Annotated in this window: 15 protein-coding genes; 9 read left to right on the top strand and 6 right to left on the bottom strand. The window is 69.4% G+C overall.

What is annotated here, in order from left to right; translation table 11 throughout:
* Nucleotides 1-25 precede the first annotated feature (25 nt).
* Together DDF62_RS06245 and DDF62_RS06240 are read right to left on the bottom strand one after the other, a co-directional pair.
* A complete protein-coding gene (locus tag DDF62_RS06245) occupies nt 26-865 on the bottom strand; it encodes an aldo/keto reductase (protein ID WP_116488329.1) in 840 nt (279 codons plus the stop codon).
* A 41-nt stretch (nt 866-906) separates the two neighbouring features.
* Complete coding sequence (locus DDF62_RS06240; RefSeq protein ID WP_116488328.1) at nt 907-1,254, bottom strand: MmcQ/YjbR family DNA-binding protein; 348 nt, start codon at nt 1,252-1,254, stop codon at nt 907-909.
* 35 nt (nt 1,255-1,289) lie between these two features.
* Between DDF62_RS06240 and DDF62_RS06235 the strand changes: the two genes are divergently transcribed.
* Nucleotides 1,290-2,150: an NAD-dependent epimerase/dehydratase family protein gene (locus DDF62_RS06235; protein WP_116488327.1), complete on the top strand. Its 861-nt coding sequence runs from the start codon at nt 1,290-1,292 to the stop codon at nt 2,148-2,150.
* A gap of 140 nt (nt 2,151-2,290) precedes the next feature.
* On the opposite strand, the gene DDF62_RS06230 is transcribed toward DDF62_RS06235, so the two are convergent.
* On the bottom strand, nt 2,291-2,548 hold the full coding sequence (locus DDF62_RS06230) for a hypothetical protein (RefSeq protein WP_116488326.1): 258 nt from the start codon (nt 2,546-2,548) through the stop codon (nt 2,291-2,293).
* Between the two features lie 82 nt (nt 2,549-2,630).
* On the bottom strand, nt 2,631-4,091 hold the full coding sequence (locus DDF62_RS06225) for a catalase (protein WP_116488325.1): 1,461 nt from the start codon (nt 4,089-4,091) through the stop codon (nt 2,631-2,633).
* 177 nt (nt 4,092-4,268) lie between these two features.
* On the opposite strand from DDF62_RS06225, the gene ubiA reads away from it, so the two are divergent.
* Nucleotides 4,269-5,195 (top strand): 4-hydroxybenzoate octaprenyltransferase, encoded by a 927-nt coding sequence (ubiA, locus tag DDF62_RS06220; RefSeq protein ID WP_116488324.1) that lies wholly within the window; start codon nt 4,269-4,271, stop codon nt 5,193-5,195.
* 209 nt (nt 5,196-5,404) lie between these two features.
* Here the strand turns inward: ubiA and DDF62_RS06210 are convergent, their stop codons facing one another.
* Nucleotides 5,405-5,746, bottom strand: a complete 342-nt coding sequence (locus tag DDF62_RS06210) for a lysozyme inhibitor LprI family protein (protein WP_116488322.1) — start codon at nt 5,744-5,746, stop codon at nt 5,405-5,407.
* A 74-nt stretch (nt 5,747-5,820) separates the two neighbouring features.
* Here DDF62_RS06210 and DDF62_RS06205 point away from each other — a divergent pair, with 74 nt between their 5' ends.
* The 5 genes from DDF62_RS06205 (at nt 5,821) to DDF62_RS06185 (ending at nt 10,666) form a co-directional block, all read left to right on the top strand.
* A complete protein-coding gene (locus tag DDF62_RS06205; protein ID WP_116488469.1) occupies nt 5,821-6,768 on the top strand; it encodes a fatty acid desaturase family protein in 948 nt (315 codons plus the stop codon).
* A 202-nt stretch (nt 6,769-6,970) separates the two neighbouring features.
* Entirely contained in the window at nt 6,971-7,630 is a 660-nt protein-coding gene (locus DDF62_RS06200) for a class I SAM-dependent methyltransferase (protein ID WP_116488321.1), read from the top strand.
* A gap of 43 nt (nt 7,631-7,673) precedes the next feature.
* Nucleotides 7,674-8,027 (top strand): VOC family protein, encoded by a 354-nt coding sequence (locus tag DDF62_RS06195; RefSeq protein ID WP_116488320.1) that lies wholly within the window; start codon nt 7,674-7,676, stop codon nt 8,025-8,027.
* A 220-nt stretch (nt 8,028-8,247) separates the two neighbouring features.
* Complete coding sequence (locus DDF62_RS06190) at nt 8,248-8,754, top strand: YkgJ family cysteine cluster protein (protein WP_116488319.1); 507 nt, start codon at nt 8,248-8,250, stop codon at nt 8,752-8,754.
* A 130-nt stretch (nt 8,755-8,884) separates the two neighbouring features.
* Complete coding sequence (locus DDF62_RS06185) at nt 8,885-10,666, top strand: ABC transporter ATP-binding protein (RefSeq protein WP_116488318.1); 1,782 nt, start codon at nt 8,885-8,887, stop codon at nt 10,664-10,666.
* A gap of 3 nt (nt 10,667-10,669) precedes the next feature.
* On the opposite strand, the gene DDF62_RS06180 is transcribed toward DDF62_RS06185, so the two are convergent.
* Nucleotides 10,670-12,445 carry a DUF4153 domain-containing protein gene (locus DDF62_RS06180; RefSeq protein WP_116488317.1) on the bottom strand — a complete coding sequence of 592 codons (1,776 nt, stop codon included), beginning with the start codon at nt 12,443-12,445 and terminating at the stop codon, nt 10,670-10,672.
* A 153-nt stretch (nt 12,446-12,598) separates the two neighbouring features.
* Here DDF62_RS06180 and DDF62_RS06175 point away from each other — a divergent pair, with 153 nt between their 5' ends.
* Both DDF62_RS06175 and DDF62_RS06170 read left to right on the top strand, forming a co-directional pair.
* Nucleotides 12,599-14,134 carry a UbiD family decarboxylase gene (locus DDF62_RS06175; RefSeq protein ID WP_116488316.1) on the top strand — a complete coding sequence of 512 codons (1,536 nt, stop codon included), beginning with the start codon at nt 12,599-12,601 and terminating at the stop codon, nt 14,132-14,134.
* A gap of 61 nt (nt 14,135-14,195) precedes the next feature.
* Nucleotides 14,196-16,019: a M14 family metallopeptidase gene (locus DDF62_RS06170; RefSeq protein WP_116488315.1), complete on the top strand. Its 1,824-nt coding sequence runs from the start codon at nt 14,196-14,198 to the stop codon at nt 16,017-16,019.
* The last annotated feature ends 22 nt before the right edge of the window (nt 16,020-16,041 follow it).

Here is a 16,041-nt window from a genome sequence, read left to right as displayed (position 1 = left end):
GCTCCCCCTTCAGGGGGAGCATCTGTTACTCGACATCCCACCTGAACGCCGCGTCGATCCAGTCGCCGATGCGGCCGTCCGGACGGGCCAGGCCGTACACCGCCGCCATCTCTTCATCCGTCAGGGCGAAGTCGAAGATCGCGAAGTTCTCGGCCAGGCGGGCCGGGTTCTTGGTGCGGGGGATGGTGATCACGCCCTGCTGCACCTGCCAGCGCAGGGTGACCTGACCAGGCGTCTTGCCGTACTTGTCGCCGATCGCCTTCAGCACCGGATCGTCCGCGACCTTGCCCTGGGCCAGGGGCGACCAGGCGGTGATCGAGGCGCCCAGCTTGTCGGCCGTGGCCCGCAGGGTCTTCTGCGACAGATAGGGGTGGTACTCGACCTGATTGGTGGCCAGCGGCGCTTCGGAAAGGCCGGCGGCCTCCTCCATCAGCGCCGAGGGGAAGTTCGAAAGGCCGATGGCCCGCGCGCGACCGTCGACTTTCACGGCGTTGAGGGCGGCGATGGTCTCGGCCAGGGCCGGCTTGGGCTTGGGCCAATGCAGCAGCAGCAGGTCGACCTGATCGACCCGCAGCTTCTTCAGGCTCTCGTCGACCGAGCGCTGCAGGTCGCCTTCCGCGAACTTGTCGATCCACACCTTGGTGGTCACGAAGATCTCGCCGCGGGCCACGCCGGTCGCCGCCAGCGCCGCGCCGACATCCTGCTCGTTGCCGTAGATCTGGGCGGTGTCCACATGCCGATAGCCGAGCTCCAGCGCCTTCTCGGTCATGGTCTGGGCGAGGCCGTTCTCCAGCTGGTAGGTGCCCAGGCCGATGGCGGGGATCTCGACATCGCCCGAACGGACGCCGGGGGTGGGGTTCGACATGGAAAGCTCCGCAAAATCTGGTCAGCCGGATATAGGCGCCCTCACGGGCCTTCGTCATGGGCCCTGGCGACCTTCTTCGGCACGCAGGCCCGCCAGTGGCGCTCGATCGGGCGCTTGACCGTTCCCGCCTCCACCGCCGACAGCCGCGCTAGCACCATCGGATAGTTGCGGTAGTGGTCGGTGAAATAGAACACCTCGGGCGCCGCCTCGATCAGCATCTCGCGCTCGTCGAACGGCACGCCGGGCAGCACCAGGCTGTCGCCGTCCTCCTTCAGCCGCGTCAGGAACTTGCCGTTCGCCTTGAGGCAGGGATAGCCATAGGACGTCCCGTCCGCGACCAGCGGCAGGGCCAGGGCGAAGGCGCGGACCTCGTCATAGGTGATCGGCATGGGCGAAGCTCCCCTGGCGCGACTATAGAGGGACCATGAGCGCGGAAAACACCCTGAAGACGCCGATCCTCGTGCTGGGGGCCACCAGCCTAATCGGGACCTTCCTGATGGAGCGGCTGCAAGCGGCCGGCCACGAGCCCATGGGCCTGTCGCGCAGACCTCCGGGTGGCGACGCCTGCTGGATCGACGCCGACCTGAAGGGCGACGACCTGGCCGAACAGCTGCCCGGCGCGGCCACGGTGTTCTCGCTGTCGCCGATCTGGCTGTTGCCGGCCGTGCTGCCGCTGCTCAAGGCGCGGGGCATGAAGCGCCTGGTGGCCTTCTCCTCGACCAGTCGCTTCACCAAGCAGGACTCGCCCGAGCCCTCCGAGCGCGCCGTGGCCAAGGCGCTGGCCGACGCCGAAGCCGCCGTCGAGGCCTTCTGCGCGGAGCATGGCGTGGCCTGGACCATCCTGCGGCCCACCCTGATCTACGCCGAGGGCCGCGACGGCAATGTCAGCCGGCTGGCCGGGCTGATCCGCCGCTTCAAGGTGCTGCCGCTGTCGGGGGCCGGCGAAGGCCTGCGCCAGCCGGTCCATGCCGACGACCTGGCCGCCGGCGCCATCGCCGCCGCCACGGCCCCGGCCGCCTTCGACCGCGCCTACGCCCTGGTCGGCGGCGAGACCCTGCCCTATCGCCAGATGGCCGGCCGGGTGTTCGAGGGCCTGGGTCGACGGCCGGCGATCCTGGTTTTGCCGCCCTGGCTGTTTTCCCTGCTGCTGACCCTGGCCCGCCCGTTCTTCCCTGGCGCCACGGCGGCCATGGGGGCGCGCATGAGCCAGGACCTGGTGTTCGACTCGTCCGACGCGGTCAGGGATTTCGGATGGGCGCCGCGGGATTTCCGGCCGCGGTTCTAGGCAAAAGGAACCTCCCCCCGTGGGGGAGGCGGCCGAAGGCCGGAGGGGGGCCGTTTTCAGCTTTCGAGGCGATGGCTGGTTACGCGGTCACTCCCCCCACCGATCGCTACGCGATCGCCTCCCCCACAGGGGGAGGATCTTCAAGCCAACCCCGCCCTTCCATAATACAGCATGCCCGCCGTCGGCCGCTTCAGGCCCCGACGGATCCGCGGCCCGAACTTCGTCGCCGACAGCAGGCGCGAGACCATCGCCTCGTCGCCGGCCCGGCGGAACGCCCGGGCCGAGGCCGACCACAGGGCCGTGGTGACCGGATGCGGCAGCACGACGCCGGCGGCGGCGCCCAGGGCCAGCAGGCTGAAACCAGCGATGCGGTTAGAGATCGGGTCGGGACGGGTCATCGGATGTCTCCTTTCATGGGGTGGAGGAGGACAGCCGGGGGCTGGGCGGGTGGCGGTCCTCCTCGGGCCGCCGAGCGAGCGTCTACTCGGCGGCGATGGGGGCCGCGTCGAACACGATCCCCAGTCTCGAAGCGACGCCGGCGGCATAGGCCGGGTCGGCGCGGTGGAAGTGGACCAGCTGGCGACGCACGATCGCCTCGGGCACGCCCTGCATGGCGGCGGCGATGTTGCCGAACAGCTGGGCTTGCTGGGCCGGGCTCATCAGCCGGAACAGCGCGCCCGGCTGGGCGTAGTCGTCATTGCCCGCTCGGTGATCGAACCGGTCGGCGTCGCCGTACAGCGGCAGCGGCGGCTCGGCCGCGGACGGCTCCTGCACCGGTCCGCCGAAGCTGCTCGGCTCGTACCAGGCCTGCGTCCGCCCCGGCGCATCGAAGCGCATGGCGCCGTCGGCGTGGTAGTGGTTCACCGGGCAGCGCGGACGATTGACCGGCAGCGCCTCGTAGTGCGTGCCCACCCGGTAGCGGTGCGCGTCGGCATAGGCGAACAGCCGGCCTTGCAGCACCTTGTCGGGCGAGAAGCCGATCCCGGGCACGATGTTCGACGGCGAGAACGAGCTCTGCTCGACCTCGGCGAAATAGTTGTCCGGATTGCGGTTCAGCTCCAGCACGCCGACCTCGATCAGCGGGAAGTCGGCATGCGGCCACACCTTGGTCAGGTCGAACGGATCAAAGGCCGTCTCGCGGGCCTGCGCCTCGGTCATGATCTGCACCTTCAGGGTCCAGCGCGGGTAGTCGCCGCCCTCGATGGCCTCGAACAGGTCGCGCTGCGCGCTCTCGCGGTCGCCCGCGATCACCGCATCGCCCTCTTCGTTGGTCCAGGTGCGGACGCCCTGCTGGGACTTGAAGTGGAACTTCACCCACACCCGCTCATTGGCGGCGTTGATGAAGCTGTAGGTGTGGCTGCCGAAGCCGTGCATGTGGCGATAGCCCTGCGGCAGGCCGCGATCCGAGAACAGGATCGTCACCTGGTGCAGGCTTTCGGGAGAGAGACTCCAGAAGTCCCACATCGCCGTCGGCGAGCGCAGGTTCGACACCGGGTGGCGCTTCTGGGTGCGGATGAAGTCGGGGAACTTCAGCGGGTCGCGGATGAAGAACACCGGGGTGTTGTTGCCCACCAGGTCCCAGTTGCCCTCGTCGGTATAGACCTTCAGGGCAAAGCCGCGCACGTCGCGCTCGGCGTCGGCCGCGCCGCGCTCGCCGGCCACGGTGGAAAAGCGCAGCAACACTTCGGACGTCGCGCCCGGCTGCAGGGCCTTGGCCTTGGTGTAGCGGCTGATGTCGTGGGTGATGGTCAGCGTGCCGTAGGCCGCCGAGCCCTTGGCGTGCACGACACGCTCGGGGATGCGCTCGCGGTTCTGGTGCGCCAGCTTCTCGATCAGCTGGTAGTCCTGCATCAACAGCGGGCCGCGCGGGCCGGCCGACAGGCTGTTCTGGTTGTCCGCGACGGGCGCGCCGGCCGTGGTGGTCAGGATGGTCTTGGTCATGTCGCCCTCGTCGAATTTCGTAGCGCCACTGTCGCGGGCGGCGTTCGATAAATCCAACTGATCGTTTTTCTCGGCAGGATCGGAAAATCCTATCGAACAGTAACCCGGGCGATCACGCGGTTCTTGGAAGGACGCATCGGCTCGACCCGGCGGGCGCGGCGGTTTAAGCCAAGCCGCATGACCGCCATCCTGCCCGACGCCGCCGCCGCCAACTGGGTCGACCGCTACGCGCCCGTGTCCTTGCGTCCCTGGCTGAAGCTGGGGCGGTTCGACCGTCCGGCCGGCATCTGGCTGCTCATGCTGCCCGGCTGGCAGGGTATCGCCCTGGCCGCCGCCGAGAAGGGCCAGTTGCCCAATCCCTGGCTGCTGATCGCCTTCTTCGTCGGGGCGGCGCTGATGCGGGCGGCCGGCTGCGCCTTCAACGACATCGTCGACCGCGACTTCGACGCCCAGGTGGCCCGCACCGCCCTGCGCCCGATCCCGGCCGGCCTGATCACCGTCAAGCAGGCCTGGCTGTTCCTGGTCGGCTGCAGCCTGACGAGTTTCCTCATTCTGATCTGCCTGGGCTGGGTCGCCATTGGACTCGGCGTGGCCTCGCTGCTGCTGGTGGCCGGCTATCCGTTCATGAAGCGGATCACCTGGTGGCCGCAGGCGTGGCTGGGCCTGACCTTCAACTGGGGCGCCCTGCTGGGCTACGCCGCAGCCACCCACACCCTGTCGTGGTCGGCCGCCCTGCTCTACGCCTCGGGCATCTTCTGGACCCTGGGCTACGACACGATCTACGCCATCCAGGACATCGAGGACGACGCCCTGGCCGGGGTGAAGTCGTCGACCCGGCGCCTGGGCGCCAAGGTCCGCGAGGGCGTGGCGGTGTTCTACGTCCTGGCCTTCGTGCTGGCCCTGGCGGCCGCCTGGGTCGGGGGCCTGGGGCCGCTGTTCCTGCCGCTGCTGGGCCTCTTCGGCCTGCACCTGTCGCGCCAGGCCGTGGCCGTGCGCGTCGACGACGGCCCCGGCGCGCTGAAGATCTTCAAGTCCAACGCCCAGGCCGGCGCGATCCTGGTCCTGGCCCTGGTGGCCGGACTGTGGACGCCGGCGGGGTTCTGAGGGAAGGCCCCTCAGTCGGCTTTGCCGACAGCTCCCCCAGAGGGGGAGCATCTTCAAGGAGCGCCGGCGCCAAGAAATCCTCCCCCTCTGGGGGAGGTGGCCCGGAGGGCCGGAGAGGGGGCGTTCTCAGCTTTCGAGGCGTCGGCCGACTTCGCAGCCACTCCCCCCACCGATCGCTGCGCGATCGCCTCCCCCACAGGGGGAGGCTCCTAGAACGGCCCCGCCCGGTAGATCCGCCCCATAGACCGCTCCAGCTCGCCCAGCCGCCTATCGTAGGCCCGGTTCAGGCAGGCGCGGTTGGCCTTGCAGCCCGCGCGATCGTTCAGCCAGGCCTGCTGGCTGTCCATCAGCGCTCCGCGCGCGCCCATGCCCATGGTGCGCTTGTTGATGTCGTAGAGCACGCTCATCCGCACGTCCTTGTTGTCGAGCCCCCGGTCCGCGCAGATCGCCCGCTCGTCGGCCCGCCTGGCCTTGGCGCAGTCGAAGCTGGCCGCGTGGGCGCCTCCGGCGAGACCAAGCGAGACAAGGGCGGCGGCGACGAGCAAGCGCATGAAAACTCTCCGGAAACAGGCCTGACCTAACGGCATTCTGTCGGCCAGAACCTGAATGTGCGATGATCCGTTCCATGGCCGTCGCCGCCCGCATCAAGCCGCAGGAGCTGTTCGCGCCCGAGGAATGGGCCCGCCTGTCGGCGCGCTCGTCCTGGCGCGGGATCGCCATGGTCGCCCACGCCTGGGGCGTGATCCTGCTGGCCGGCGCGCTCTTCGTCGTATGGCCCAATCCGCTGACCTACCTCGTCGCCGTCATGCTGATCGGCGCGCGGCAGCTGGGCCTGGCGATCCTGATGCACGAGGCCGCGCACGGGGGCCTGCACCCCAATCTCAAGCTCAACGACTGGCTGGGCGAGTGGCTTTGCGCCGCGCCGCTGGGCGCCTCGCTCAACAGCTATCGCCCCTATCACCTGACCCATCACAAGTTCGCCCAGCAGGCCGAGGACCCGGATCTGGTGCTGTCGGCGCCCTTCCCGACCACCCGGGCCTCGCTGCGCCGCAAGATCGTCCGCGACCTGACGGGCCAGACCTTCTTCAAGCAGCGGCTGGGACCAATCATCGCCGGCCTGAAGCAGCGCGGCCACGGCCAGGCCCCGGGCGCGATCTTCGCCCGCGCGGCGGCGAGCCAGGCGCGGTTCCTGCTGATCAACCTGGCCATGCTGGTCGTCTTGAGCGCAGCGGGCCTGTGGTGGGCGTGGTTCGCCCTGTGGCTCGTGCCGATGGCGACCTGGTTCCCGCTGGTCACCCGCCTGCGCAACATCGCCGAGCACGCCCTGGTCGCCAAGGACGAGCCCGACCCGTTCCGCCACGCCCGCACCACCCGCGCCAACTGGCTCGAGCGGGCCCTGGTGGCGCCCTACCACGTCAACTTCCACGCCGAGCATCACCTGTTCATGCACGTGCCGTGCTGGAACCTGCCGCGTGCGCACAAGCTGCTGCGGCAGAAGGGGCTGACGGACGGCATGCTGACCGCGCCGGGGTATCTGACGGTGCTGAAGGCGGCATCGGGGAAAGTTGCCTGACCCTATACTTTCCCGTCATTCCCGCCCTTGTGGCGGGAACCCCTCCATAAGCCGCAAGGGCAGATGTGGCGGATCGCTGGCGATCCGCTGGCGCCTCGCGTGCGAGCGTAACCAGGGGTTCCCGCCACAAGGGTGGGAATGACGGGCGGATAGGTTGGCAGGCTACTGGTCTCGCCGTCGCGCCGATGCTCTAACCGCCCCCATGATCGTCCAGACCCTGGAAGGCCGCCGGGCCTTCATCCGCGACAACACCCGCCTGCTCCCCACGCCGCACGCGCCGGAATTGGTGCTGCACCTGGCCGACGAGATCACGCCGCTGTGGAAGCTGACGGAAGAGGCGCTGGAGGAGATCGGCCTGCCGCCGCCGTTCTGGGCCTTCGCCTGGGCGGGCGGCCAGGCCCTGGCGCGCTATGTGCTGGACCACCCGGAGATCGTGCGCGGCAAGACCGTGATCGACTTCGCCACCGGCTCGGGCATCGTCGCGGTGGCGGCCATGAAGGCCGGCGCGAAGAGCGTGCTGGCGGCCGACATCGACGTCTTCTGCGAGGCGGCCGTGGGATTGAACGCGGCGGCCAACGGCGTCGAGATCGCCTTCACCGACGCCAACCTGCTCGACGCCCCGCCGCCGCCGGCCGACGTGCTGCTGGCCGGCGACATCTGCTACGAGGGGCCGATGGCGGCCGCCGTCATGGCCTGGCTGGGGAAGGGCCGCGCGGCCGGGGCCACGGTGCTGGTCGGCGATCCGGGCCGCACCTACTTCCCCAAGGACGGCCTGGAAAAGCTGGCCGAGTACCAGGTGCCCACCACCCGCGAGCTGGAAGACCTGGCGATCAAACGCACCAGCGTCTGGACTCTGCCCTGAGCGGAAGCTAGAACATAAAGAGAACATACCGAGGAGCACGCCCATGCGCGAAGACGGCAAGATCGACTACATCGAATGGGCGGGCGGCGAGCTGCCGGCGACCAAGGCCTTCTACGCCGCCGCCTTCGGCTGGAGCTTCACCGACTACGGTCCCGGCTACACCGCCTTCGAGGGCCAGGGCGCCGACGGCGGCTTCGTGGGCGACATCACCGAGGAGCCGGCCAAGCCGCTGGTCATCCTCTACGCCAACGACCTCGAAGCCATGGAGGCCAAGGTCACGGCCGCCGGCGGCGTGATCGTCAAGCCGATCTTCGAGTTCCCCGGCGGCCGCCGCTTCCACTTCATCGACCCGGCCGGCAACGAACTGGCCGTCTGGAGCGCCACCGGCTTCGAATAAAAGATCCTCCCCCTCTGGGGGAGGTGGCCCGGAGGGCCGGAGGGGGGCCGTTTTCAGCTTTCGCGAACCTGACCGATTACGCGGCCGCTTCCCCCTCAGTCGCTCCGCGACAGCTCCCCCTCCAGGGGGAGCATCTCGAGCCCGCCGCCCCCGCTAAAACCGTCACACATCGCTTTCAAACTCAGACGCCTGACGATCGGCCGGGCTTGGGGGAAGCGACATGGGCGAGCGGACGTGCGGTTCCTGCGGCCTGTGCTGCAAGGTGCTGGCCATCGAGGCCCTGGCCAAGCCGGACGGCGTCTGGTGCGGCCATTTCAGGAAGGGCGGCGGCTGCGGGTCCTACAAGACCCGGCCCGACGCCTGCCGGGGCTTCCACTGCCTGTGGCTGACCTCGGAAAAGCTCGACGAGGCCTGGCGACCCGACAAGGCCGGCTTCGTCATGTACCCCGACCGCGACGGCAAGCGGCTCAATGTCGTGGTCGATCCCGGCAGGCCCACGGCCTGGAAACGCTCGCCCTACTACGAGCGCATCAAGGCCATGTCGCAGCGCGCCTATGACGGCTACGCACTGGTGGTCTGCGTCGGCGACCGCCGCACCGTCGTCTTCCCCAGCCAGGACGTGGACCTGGGCGTGCTCGATCCCGGCCACAAGCTGGTCAGCGGCTATGTCACCCGCGACGGGGCGCAGGTTCCCTTCGCCATGGTGCTGAGCGACGCGGAGGGGTGAGGACCGCGGAAAGATGGATCCTGGCCGCAGGGCCCAGGAAGGCGCCCGAGATAGCTATGAGACCGAAACCTGGCAGCAGCCTGTCGGCAGGACGTTCCCAGCCGGCCTCATCCGGCCTATCTAGCCGGCCATGAGCGATTTCGAGGACGAAGACGACAACGAGGGCAAGCGCCGGGCGCTGTCCAACGGCCAGGTTCTGGGCTTCCTGGCGCGGTTCTGGCTGCGCCGGAAGACGATCTTCGCCGCCGGCGTGATCCTGACCCTGGTGGCGGTGGCCTTCGACCTGGCCCTGCCCTGGGCCTCGGGCAAGCTGATCGACGTGGTCGCCGCCGGCCACAAGGACCAGGCCTGGGGCGCCTGGGCGGCCTTCGTCGGCGTCTACCTGGCCTTTTCGCTGATCCGCAACGTCGCGCACCGCTTCTGGATTCCGCTGGCCGCCCGCAACATGGAAGAGATGACCAACGAGGGCTTCGCCCGCGTGCAGGCCTTCTCGTCCGACTGGCACGCCGACAGCTTCGCCGGCGCCACGGTGCGCAAGCTGACCCGCGCCATGTGGGGCTATGACAGCGTCACCGACGCCTTCACCATCTGGCTCGTGCCCAGCCTGATCGTGCTGGTCGGCCTGTCGGTGATGATGCTGGTGCGCCAGCCCCTGGCCGGCGCCATCTCGCTGGTCGTGGTGGTGCTGTACCTGGCGGTGAACCTGTGGATCACCGAGCGCTATGTCCGCCCGTCGAACCTGAAATCCAACGCCCTGGACTCCGCCATCGGCGGGGCCCTGGCCGACGCGGTGACCTCCAACCCCACCGTCAAGGCGTTCGGCGCCGAGACCCGCGAGACCGAGCGCCTGGCCCAGGTCACCGCCGCCTGGCGCGACGCGGTGATGGTCACCTGGAACCGCTTCACCGACGTCTGGCTGGGCCAGAACCTGCTCCTGGTGCTGCTGCAGGCGGGGCTGTCGGGCGCGATGGTCTGGAGCTGGCTGCAAGGCAAGGCCGGCCCCGGCGACGTCGCCTTCGCCATCACCGCCTTCCTCCTGATGAGCGGCTACCTGCGCAACATGGGCGAGAACATCCGCATGCTGCAGAAGGGTCTGGACGACAGCGAGGACGCCGCCGCCTGGGCCACCCTGACGCCGCAGATCGCCGACCAGGCGGGCGCGCCCGACTTCGTGCCCGGCCCCGGCGAGATCGCCTTCCAGGGCGTGACCTTCGCCTATCGTAACGCCGGCGCGCCGCTGTACGACCGCTTCTCGCTGGACATCGCGCCGGGCGAGAAGGTGGCCCTGGTCGGCCCGACGGGTTCGGGCAAGTCGACCTTCGTCAAGCTGATCCAGCGCCTGCACGACCTGCAAGGCGGACGGATCCTGATCGACGGCCAGGACGTGGCCCGCGTGACGCAAGGCAGCTTGCGCCGCGCCATCGCCGTGGTGCCGCAGGATCCGGCGCTGTTCCACCGCTCCCTGCTCGACAACATCGCCTACGGCCGCCCCGACGCCACCTTCGACCAGGTGGTGGAGGCGGCCAAGAAGGCCCGGGCCCACGACTTCATCCTAAAGCTGCCGCACGGCTACGACACCCTGGTCGGCGAGCGCGGCATCAAGCTGTCGGGCGGCGAGCGCCAGCGCGTGGCCATCGCCCGCGCCTTCCTGACCGACGCTCCGATCCTGGTTTTGGACGAAGCAACCTCGTCGCTCGACGTCGAGACCGAGGCCCTGGTGCAGGAGGCGGCCGAGGCCCTGATGCAGGGCCGCACCACGATCGTCATCGCCCACCGCCTGTCGACCGTGCGCGGCGCCGACCGCATCCTGGTGTTCCAGAACGGCCGCGTCGTCGAGGAGGGCCGCCACGCCGACCTCAAGGCGGCCGGCGGGGTCTATGCCCGGCTGAACGCGGTCAGCGAGGGCGCATAGGGTTCAGCGGGCGCGCGAGACCGGCGCCTCGTCCGTCCGCGCACCGGCGGGCGGACAGGCCTTGTCTTCCGGCGTGATCGACAGGCGCGCGCCGCCGACCAGCAGGTCCTGTCGGGGCGCGCTGGGCGCCACGCCGAACCGGCCGGTCTTCATCAGCTCTTCCAGCTTGATCGGACCGCATTCGGGCGTCGCCACGCCGAACGACTTCCACGTCCCGTCATGGAGCCTGAAGATCTGGACCTGGTTGAACACCCGGACCAGCACCTCCTCGACACCGTCGCCGTCGATGTCCAGCAGCCCGGCGGGACACTGGCCCGGTTCCCGGGCGCATCCGAACAGCTCCGAGGTCTCCAGGCCCGTGACGAAGCTCTCCGGCAGCGAGCGTCCCGCCGGATAGACCGGCAGCCGGCGCAGATCGACGCGAGAGGCGTCCAACCTGTAGCGGCGCTCCGTCCGCTTGCGCGCCGCCTTGGCTTCGCGGGCGACCGCCGCGTCGGGATCGCCGGCCAGCCGGTCCAGCGCCGCTTCCCCGCGCTTGCCGGCGTCGAAGCGCAGGAAGTCGTAGTCGAAGGCCTCGGGCTTGACCTTGCCCGACCCCAGACGGGCCAGCTGGCTGTCCACCGACAGCCGCACCGGATCGGCGATCGGGGTGAACAGGACCAGCAGCACGGCGATGGCCACGAAGGCCAGGGCGATGTTGGTCGCCTCCAGCGGCTTCATCCAGGCGCCGGGCTTGAGGGCCGCGATCGCGTAGCCGATCGCATAGCCCGCCGCGACCACGACACAGGCGCCGCCGTACACCCGCTCGGGAGTCAGGCCGTACTGGTTCACCCGCAGCCAGATGGCGTAGCCGGCCAGCACCGTGATCGGGGCCAGCAGCAGGCCGGCGATCCGCGCCGCCCAGGCCAGCACGGTCGGCGGCCGCTCGGTCCCGTCCTGATAGGCGGCGTTGGTCAGCACGATCAGGAACGCCGCCGCCGTCAGCAGCAGGGCCGCGGCCTTCTTGGTGGCCCACAGCAGGTCCAGCCCCTTGAAGGGCAGGGTCGCCAGGAAGCCGGCGGCGATCAGCACCATCAGCGGCAGCAGCCAGGCCAGCAGGGTCAGCGACACCGTCCGCACCCCGCGCACCAGGCCGGCGCGCACGTCGGTCAGCTGGACGGCGGCGGCGAACATCACCGCCGTGGCCGGCCAGGAGAACCACGGCTGGTCGATCAGCTTGTCGATCGCCTCGACGCCGATCATCGAGAACAGGGCCGAGGCCAGGTGCAGCAGCAGCCAGAACGCGCCGGTGAACAGGGCCGACAGCGCCAGCTGCACGCCGTGCTTCCAGGTCTCGTCGAAATAGGTGGTGAAGCGCGCGATCGGCCGGCGCTCCATCTCGGCCGGCTGCACCAGGTGATGGCCGATGAACAGCAGGGCGGCGATCGCCAGCATCGCCACGCCCTCCGGGATCACCGACCGGGGCCGGATCTCGGCCTGCCCGCTGTGGACGGCGTAGGCGGCCAGTCCGGCGGCGACCAGCACCGCGACCAGCTTCCAGGCCGCCAGCCGGCTCAGGCGCATGGTCGACAGGCCGGCCAGCACCACGAACGGCACGAAGATCACCACCGCCGCGATGGCCGCGAAGACCATGGGCTGGGTGGCCGGCCAGACCTTGGCCTTCAGCGCGTGGTCCAGGCAAAACAGCAGCAGGCCCTGGGCCAGGCCCGTGACCAGGCGCAGCATCGCCACGCGGCGCACGGCCTTGGGATCGGCGGTCTCGGGCGCGGGATCGGTCATGGCGTCGTTTCGCTCAACTCTGGAAGGCGCCCGCAAGGGAGCACACCCATCAAGGCGCGACTAGGGCGAAGCTTGCCGCTTGGCCCCTTCCGACGCCTTGCCCCGACGCACGCCCACCCCTAGGTTCCGCCGCGTTCCAGGAGTTTCCCGCCCATGGCCTATCGCTCGCTTCGCGAATTCATCGACGTGCTGGAGGCCCAGGGCGAGCTGGTGCGGGTCAAGGAGCCGGTCTCGTCCGTGCTCGAGATGACCGAGATCCAGACCCGCCTCCTGGCCACCGGCGGCCCGGCGGTATTGTTCGAGCACGTGCTGCTGCCCGACGGGTCGCGCTCGCCGATGCCGGCCCTGGCCAACCTGTTCGGCACCGTCAAGCGCGTGGCCATGGGCGTGACGCTGGGCGGCGAGCCGCGCACCACCGCCGGCGAGCTGCGCGAGGTGGGCGAGCTTCTGGCCTTCCTGCGCCAGCCCCAGCCGCCCAAGGGCCTGAAGGACGCCATCGACATGCTGCCGCTGGCCAAGACGGTGCTGTCGATGCGCCCAGGCACGGTCAAGAAGGCCCCCGTGCAGGACGTCGTGCTGACCGGCGACCAGATCGATCTTTCCAAGCTGCCGGTGCAGACCTGCTGGCCGGGCGAGCCCGCGCCGCTGATCACCTGGGGCCTGGTGGTCACCAAGGGTCCCAGCGACGACCGCGAGGACGACTTCAACCTCGGCATCTACCGCATGCAGGTGCTGGGCAAGGACAAGGCGATCATGCGCTGGCTGGCCCACCGCGGCGGGGCCCAGCACTACGCCCGCCACAAGAAGGCCGGCAAGAAGGAGCCCCTGCCCTGCGCCGTCGTGCTGGGCGCGGATCCCGGCACGATCCTGGCAGCCGTGACGCCGGTGCCCGACACCCTGTCGGAATACCAGTTCGCCGGCCTGATGCGCGGCGCCAAGCTGGACCTCGTTCCCTGCAAGACCGTGCCGCTGATGGTCCCGGCCCAGGCCGAGATCGTGCTGGAGGGCCACGTCCTGCTCGACGAGTACGAGGACGAGGGCCCCTACGGCGACCACACCGGCTACTACAACAGCGTCGAGAAGTTCCCGGTCTTCCAGGTGACCGCGATCACCATGCGCAAGGACCCGATCTATCTCACCACCTTCACCGGCCGGCCGCCGGACGAGCCCAGCGTGCTGGGCGAGGCGCTCAACGAGGTGTTCATCCCGCTGATCCGCCAGCAGTTCCCCGAGATCGTCGACTTCTGGCTGCCGCCCGAGGGCTGCTCCTACCGCATCGCCGTGGTGTCGATGAAGAAGGCCTATCCGGGCCACGCCAAGCGGGTGATGCTGGGCGTGTGGAGCTACCTGCGCCAGTTCATGTACACCAAGTGGGTGATCGTCGTGGACCACGACATCAACGCCCGCGACTGGAAGGACGTGATGTGGGCGATCAGCACCAAGATGGATCCCGCCCGGGACATCACGGTGATCGAGCACACCCCGATCGACTATCTCGACTTCGCCAGCCCGGTCAGCGGCCTGGGCTCGAAGATCGGCCTGGACGCCACCGACAAGTGGGAGCCCGAGACCAATCGCGAGTGGGGCGAGGAGATCCGCATGGACCAGGCCGTGGTCGACGCGGTCAGCGAGAAGTGGTCGCGCCTGGGCCTGCCGGGCGAGGGCAAGCCGATCTGGAAGACGAAGTAGGCGGGAGAAGCCCCCTCCGGCCCGGAGCGACTGAGGGGGCCCTTCCACGGAGGGGGATCGAATGCGAACTCTAACCCTGGCGGTCCTGGCCGCCGCACTGATGGCGAGCACGGCGATGGCGCAGACCCCCTCCTCCAACAAGCCCTGGGACCAGGCCTTCCTGCCCCCGGCCCCGCATTGGCAGGGCGCCAGCCAGGCGCTGATCCGCGACGCTTCCGATCCCTGGGTCACCGCCTTCGAGGCCGACCCGGCGCACGACTTCTCGCCCAACTACGTCGACACCCGCGCCTGGTTCGACAGGCTCGACAAGGCCAGCAAGCTGGTCCGCGTCGAGGACTTCGGCGTCTCGCCGGAAGGGCGGCCGATCTTCGCCGTCATCGCCAGCAAGGACGGCGACAAGCTGGATCCGAAGAAGCCGCTGCTGCTGGTCCAATGCGGCATCCACCCGGGCGAGATCGACGGCAAGGACGCGGGCATGATGCTGCTGCGCGACATGGCGTTCCACGGCAAGGACGGCCTGCTCGACAAGGTCAATCTCGTCTTGATCCCGATCCTGTCGGTCGACGGGCACGAGCGCTCGGGCCCCTATTCGCGCCCCAACCAGCGCGGGCCGCGCACCCAGGGCTGGCGCAACACGGCCACCAACCAGAACCTCAATCGCGACTTCATGAAGCTCGACCAGCCCGAGATGCAGGCGCTGAAGCGGCTTCAAGCCAAGTACCGGGCCGACCTTTACGTCGACGTCCACGTCACCGACGGCATGGATTACCAGTACGACGTCACCTACGGCTACAACGGCGAGGACGGCGTCTGGTCGCGCTCGCCGGCCACCGCCAAGTGGCTGGACGACGCCTTCAAGCCGGCCATGAACCAGAGCCTGGAGGCCGAGGGCCACATCCCGGGCGAGCTGGTGTTCGGCATCGACGAGCGCGACCCCAAGGCCGGCCTGTCGGACGGGGGCCTAGGCGAGCGCTTCTCCAACGGCTGGGGCAGCGCCGCCCACGTGCCGACCATCCTGATCGAGAACCACAGCCTGAAACCCCACGCCCAGCGCGTGCTCGGGACCTACGTCTTCATCGAGACGGCGCTGGAGCTGCTGGCGCAGAAGGGCGACACCCTGCGCGCCGCGATCGCCGCCGACAGCGCCCTGCGCCCGGCGACCATCCCGGCCAACTTCGTGGCCGACGACAAGCCGAGCGTGACCCGCCCCTTCAAGGGCATCCGCTACGAGACCTACGAGAGCGTCGCCTCGGGCAAGACCGAGATCCGCTGGCTGGGCGAGGCCGACCCCGAACTGTGGCGGCTGCCGTTCTACAGCTCGCATCCGACGCTGCAGCTGGCGCGGCCCAAGGCCTATTGGGTGCCCAGCTACCGCGCCGACATCATCGAACGGCTGAAGCTGCACGGGGTGAAGGTCGAGACGCTGGATGCGCCCAAGGTCGTGTCCGTCGAGATGCTGCGCCTCGTCGAGCCCAAGCTCGCCCCGCGCGCCAACGAGGGTCACGTGCAGATGAGCGTCGAGCAGGTGACGACGCAAACGCGTGACTGGACCTTCCCGAAGGGCTCGGTGCGGGTGTCGACCGACCAGCCGCTGGGCGACCTCGTCGTGCTGCTGCTCGAGCCGCAGTCCAGCGAGAGCGTCTTCGCCTGGGGCATGGTCCCCGAGGTGCTGAGCCGCGTGGAGTATATCGAGCCCTACGCCATCGCCCCGCTGGCCGAGAAGATGATGGCCGCCGATCCGGCGCTCAAAGCCGAGTTCGAGGCCAAGCTGGCCGCCGAGCCCAAGTTCGCCGCCGATCCCGACGCGCGCCTGGCCTGGTTCTACAAGCGCACGCCCTTCTACGACGACCGCCACCTGCTCTACCCGATCGCCCGGGAGAAGTAGGCGGCAAAGGTCGAGGCCCTCC

The organism is Caulobacter radicis (assembly GCF_003094615.1).
Taxonomy (GTDB): domain Bacteria; phylum Pseudomonadota; class Alphaproteobacteria; order Caulobacterales; family Caulobacteraceae; genus Caulobacter; species Caulobacter radicis.
The sequence above is the reverse complement of the archived record's forward strand: the minus strand, read 5'-3'. Positions and strand labels throughout refer to the sequence as shown.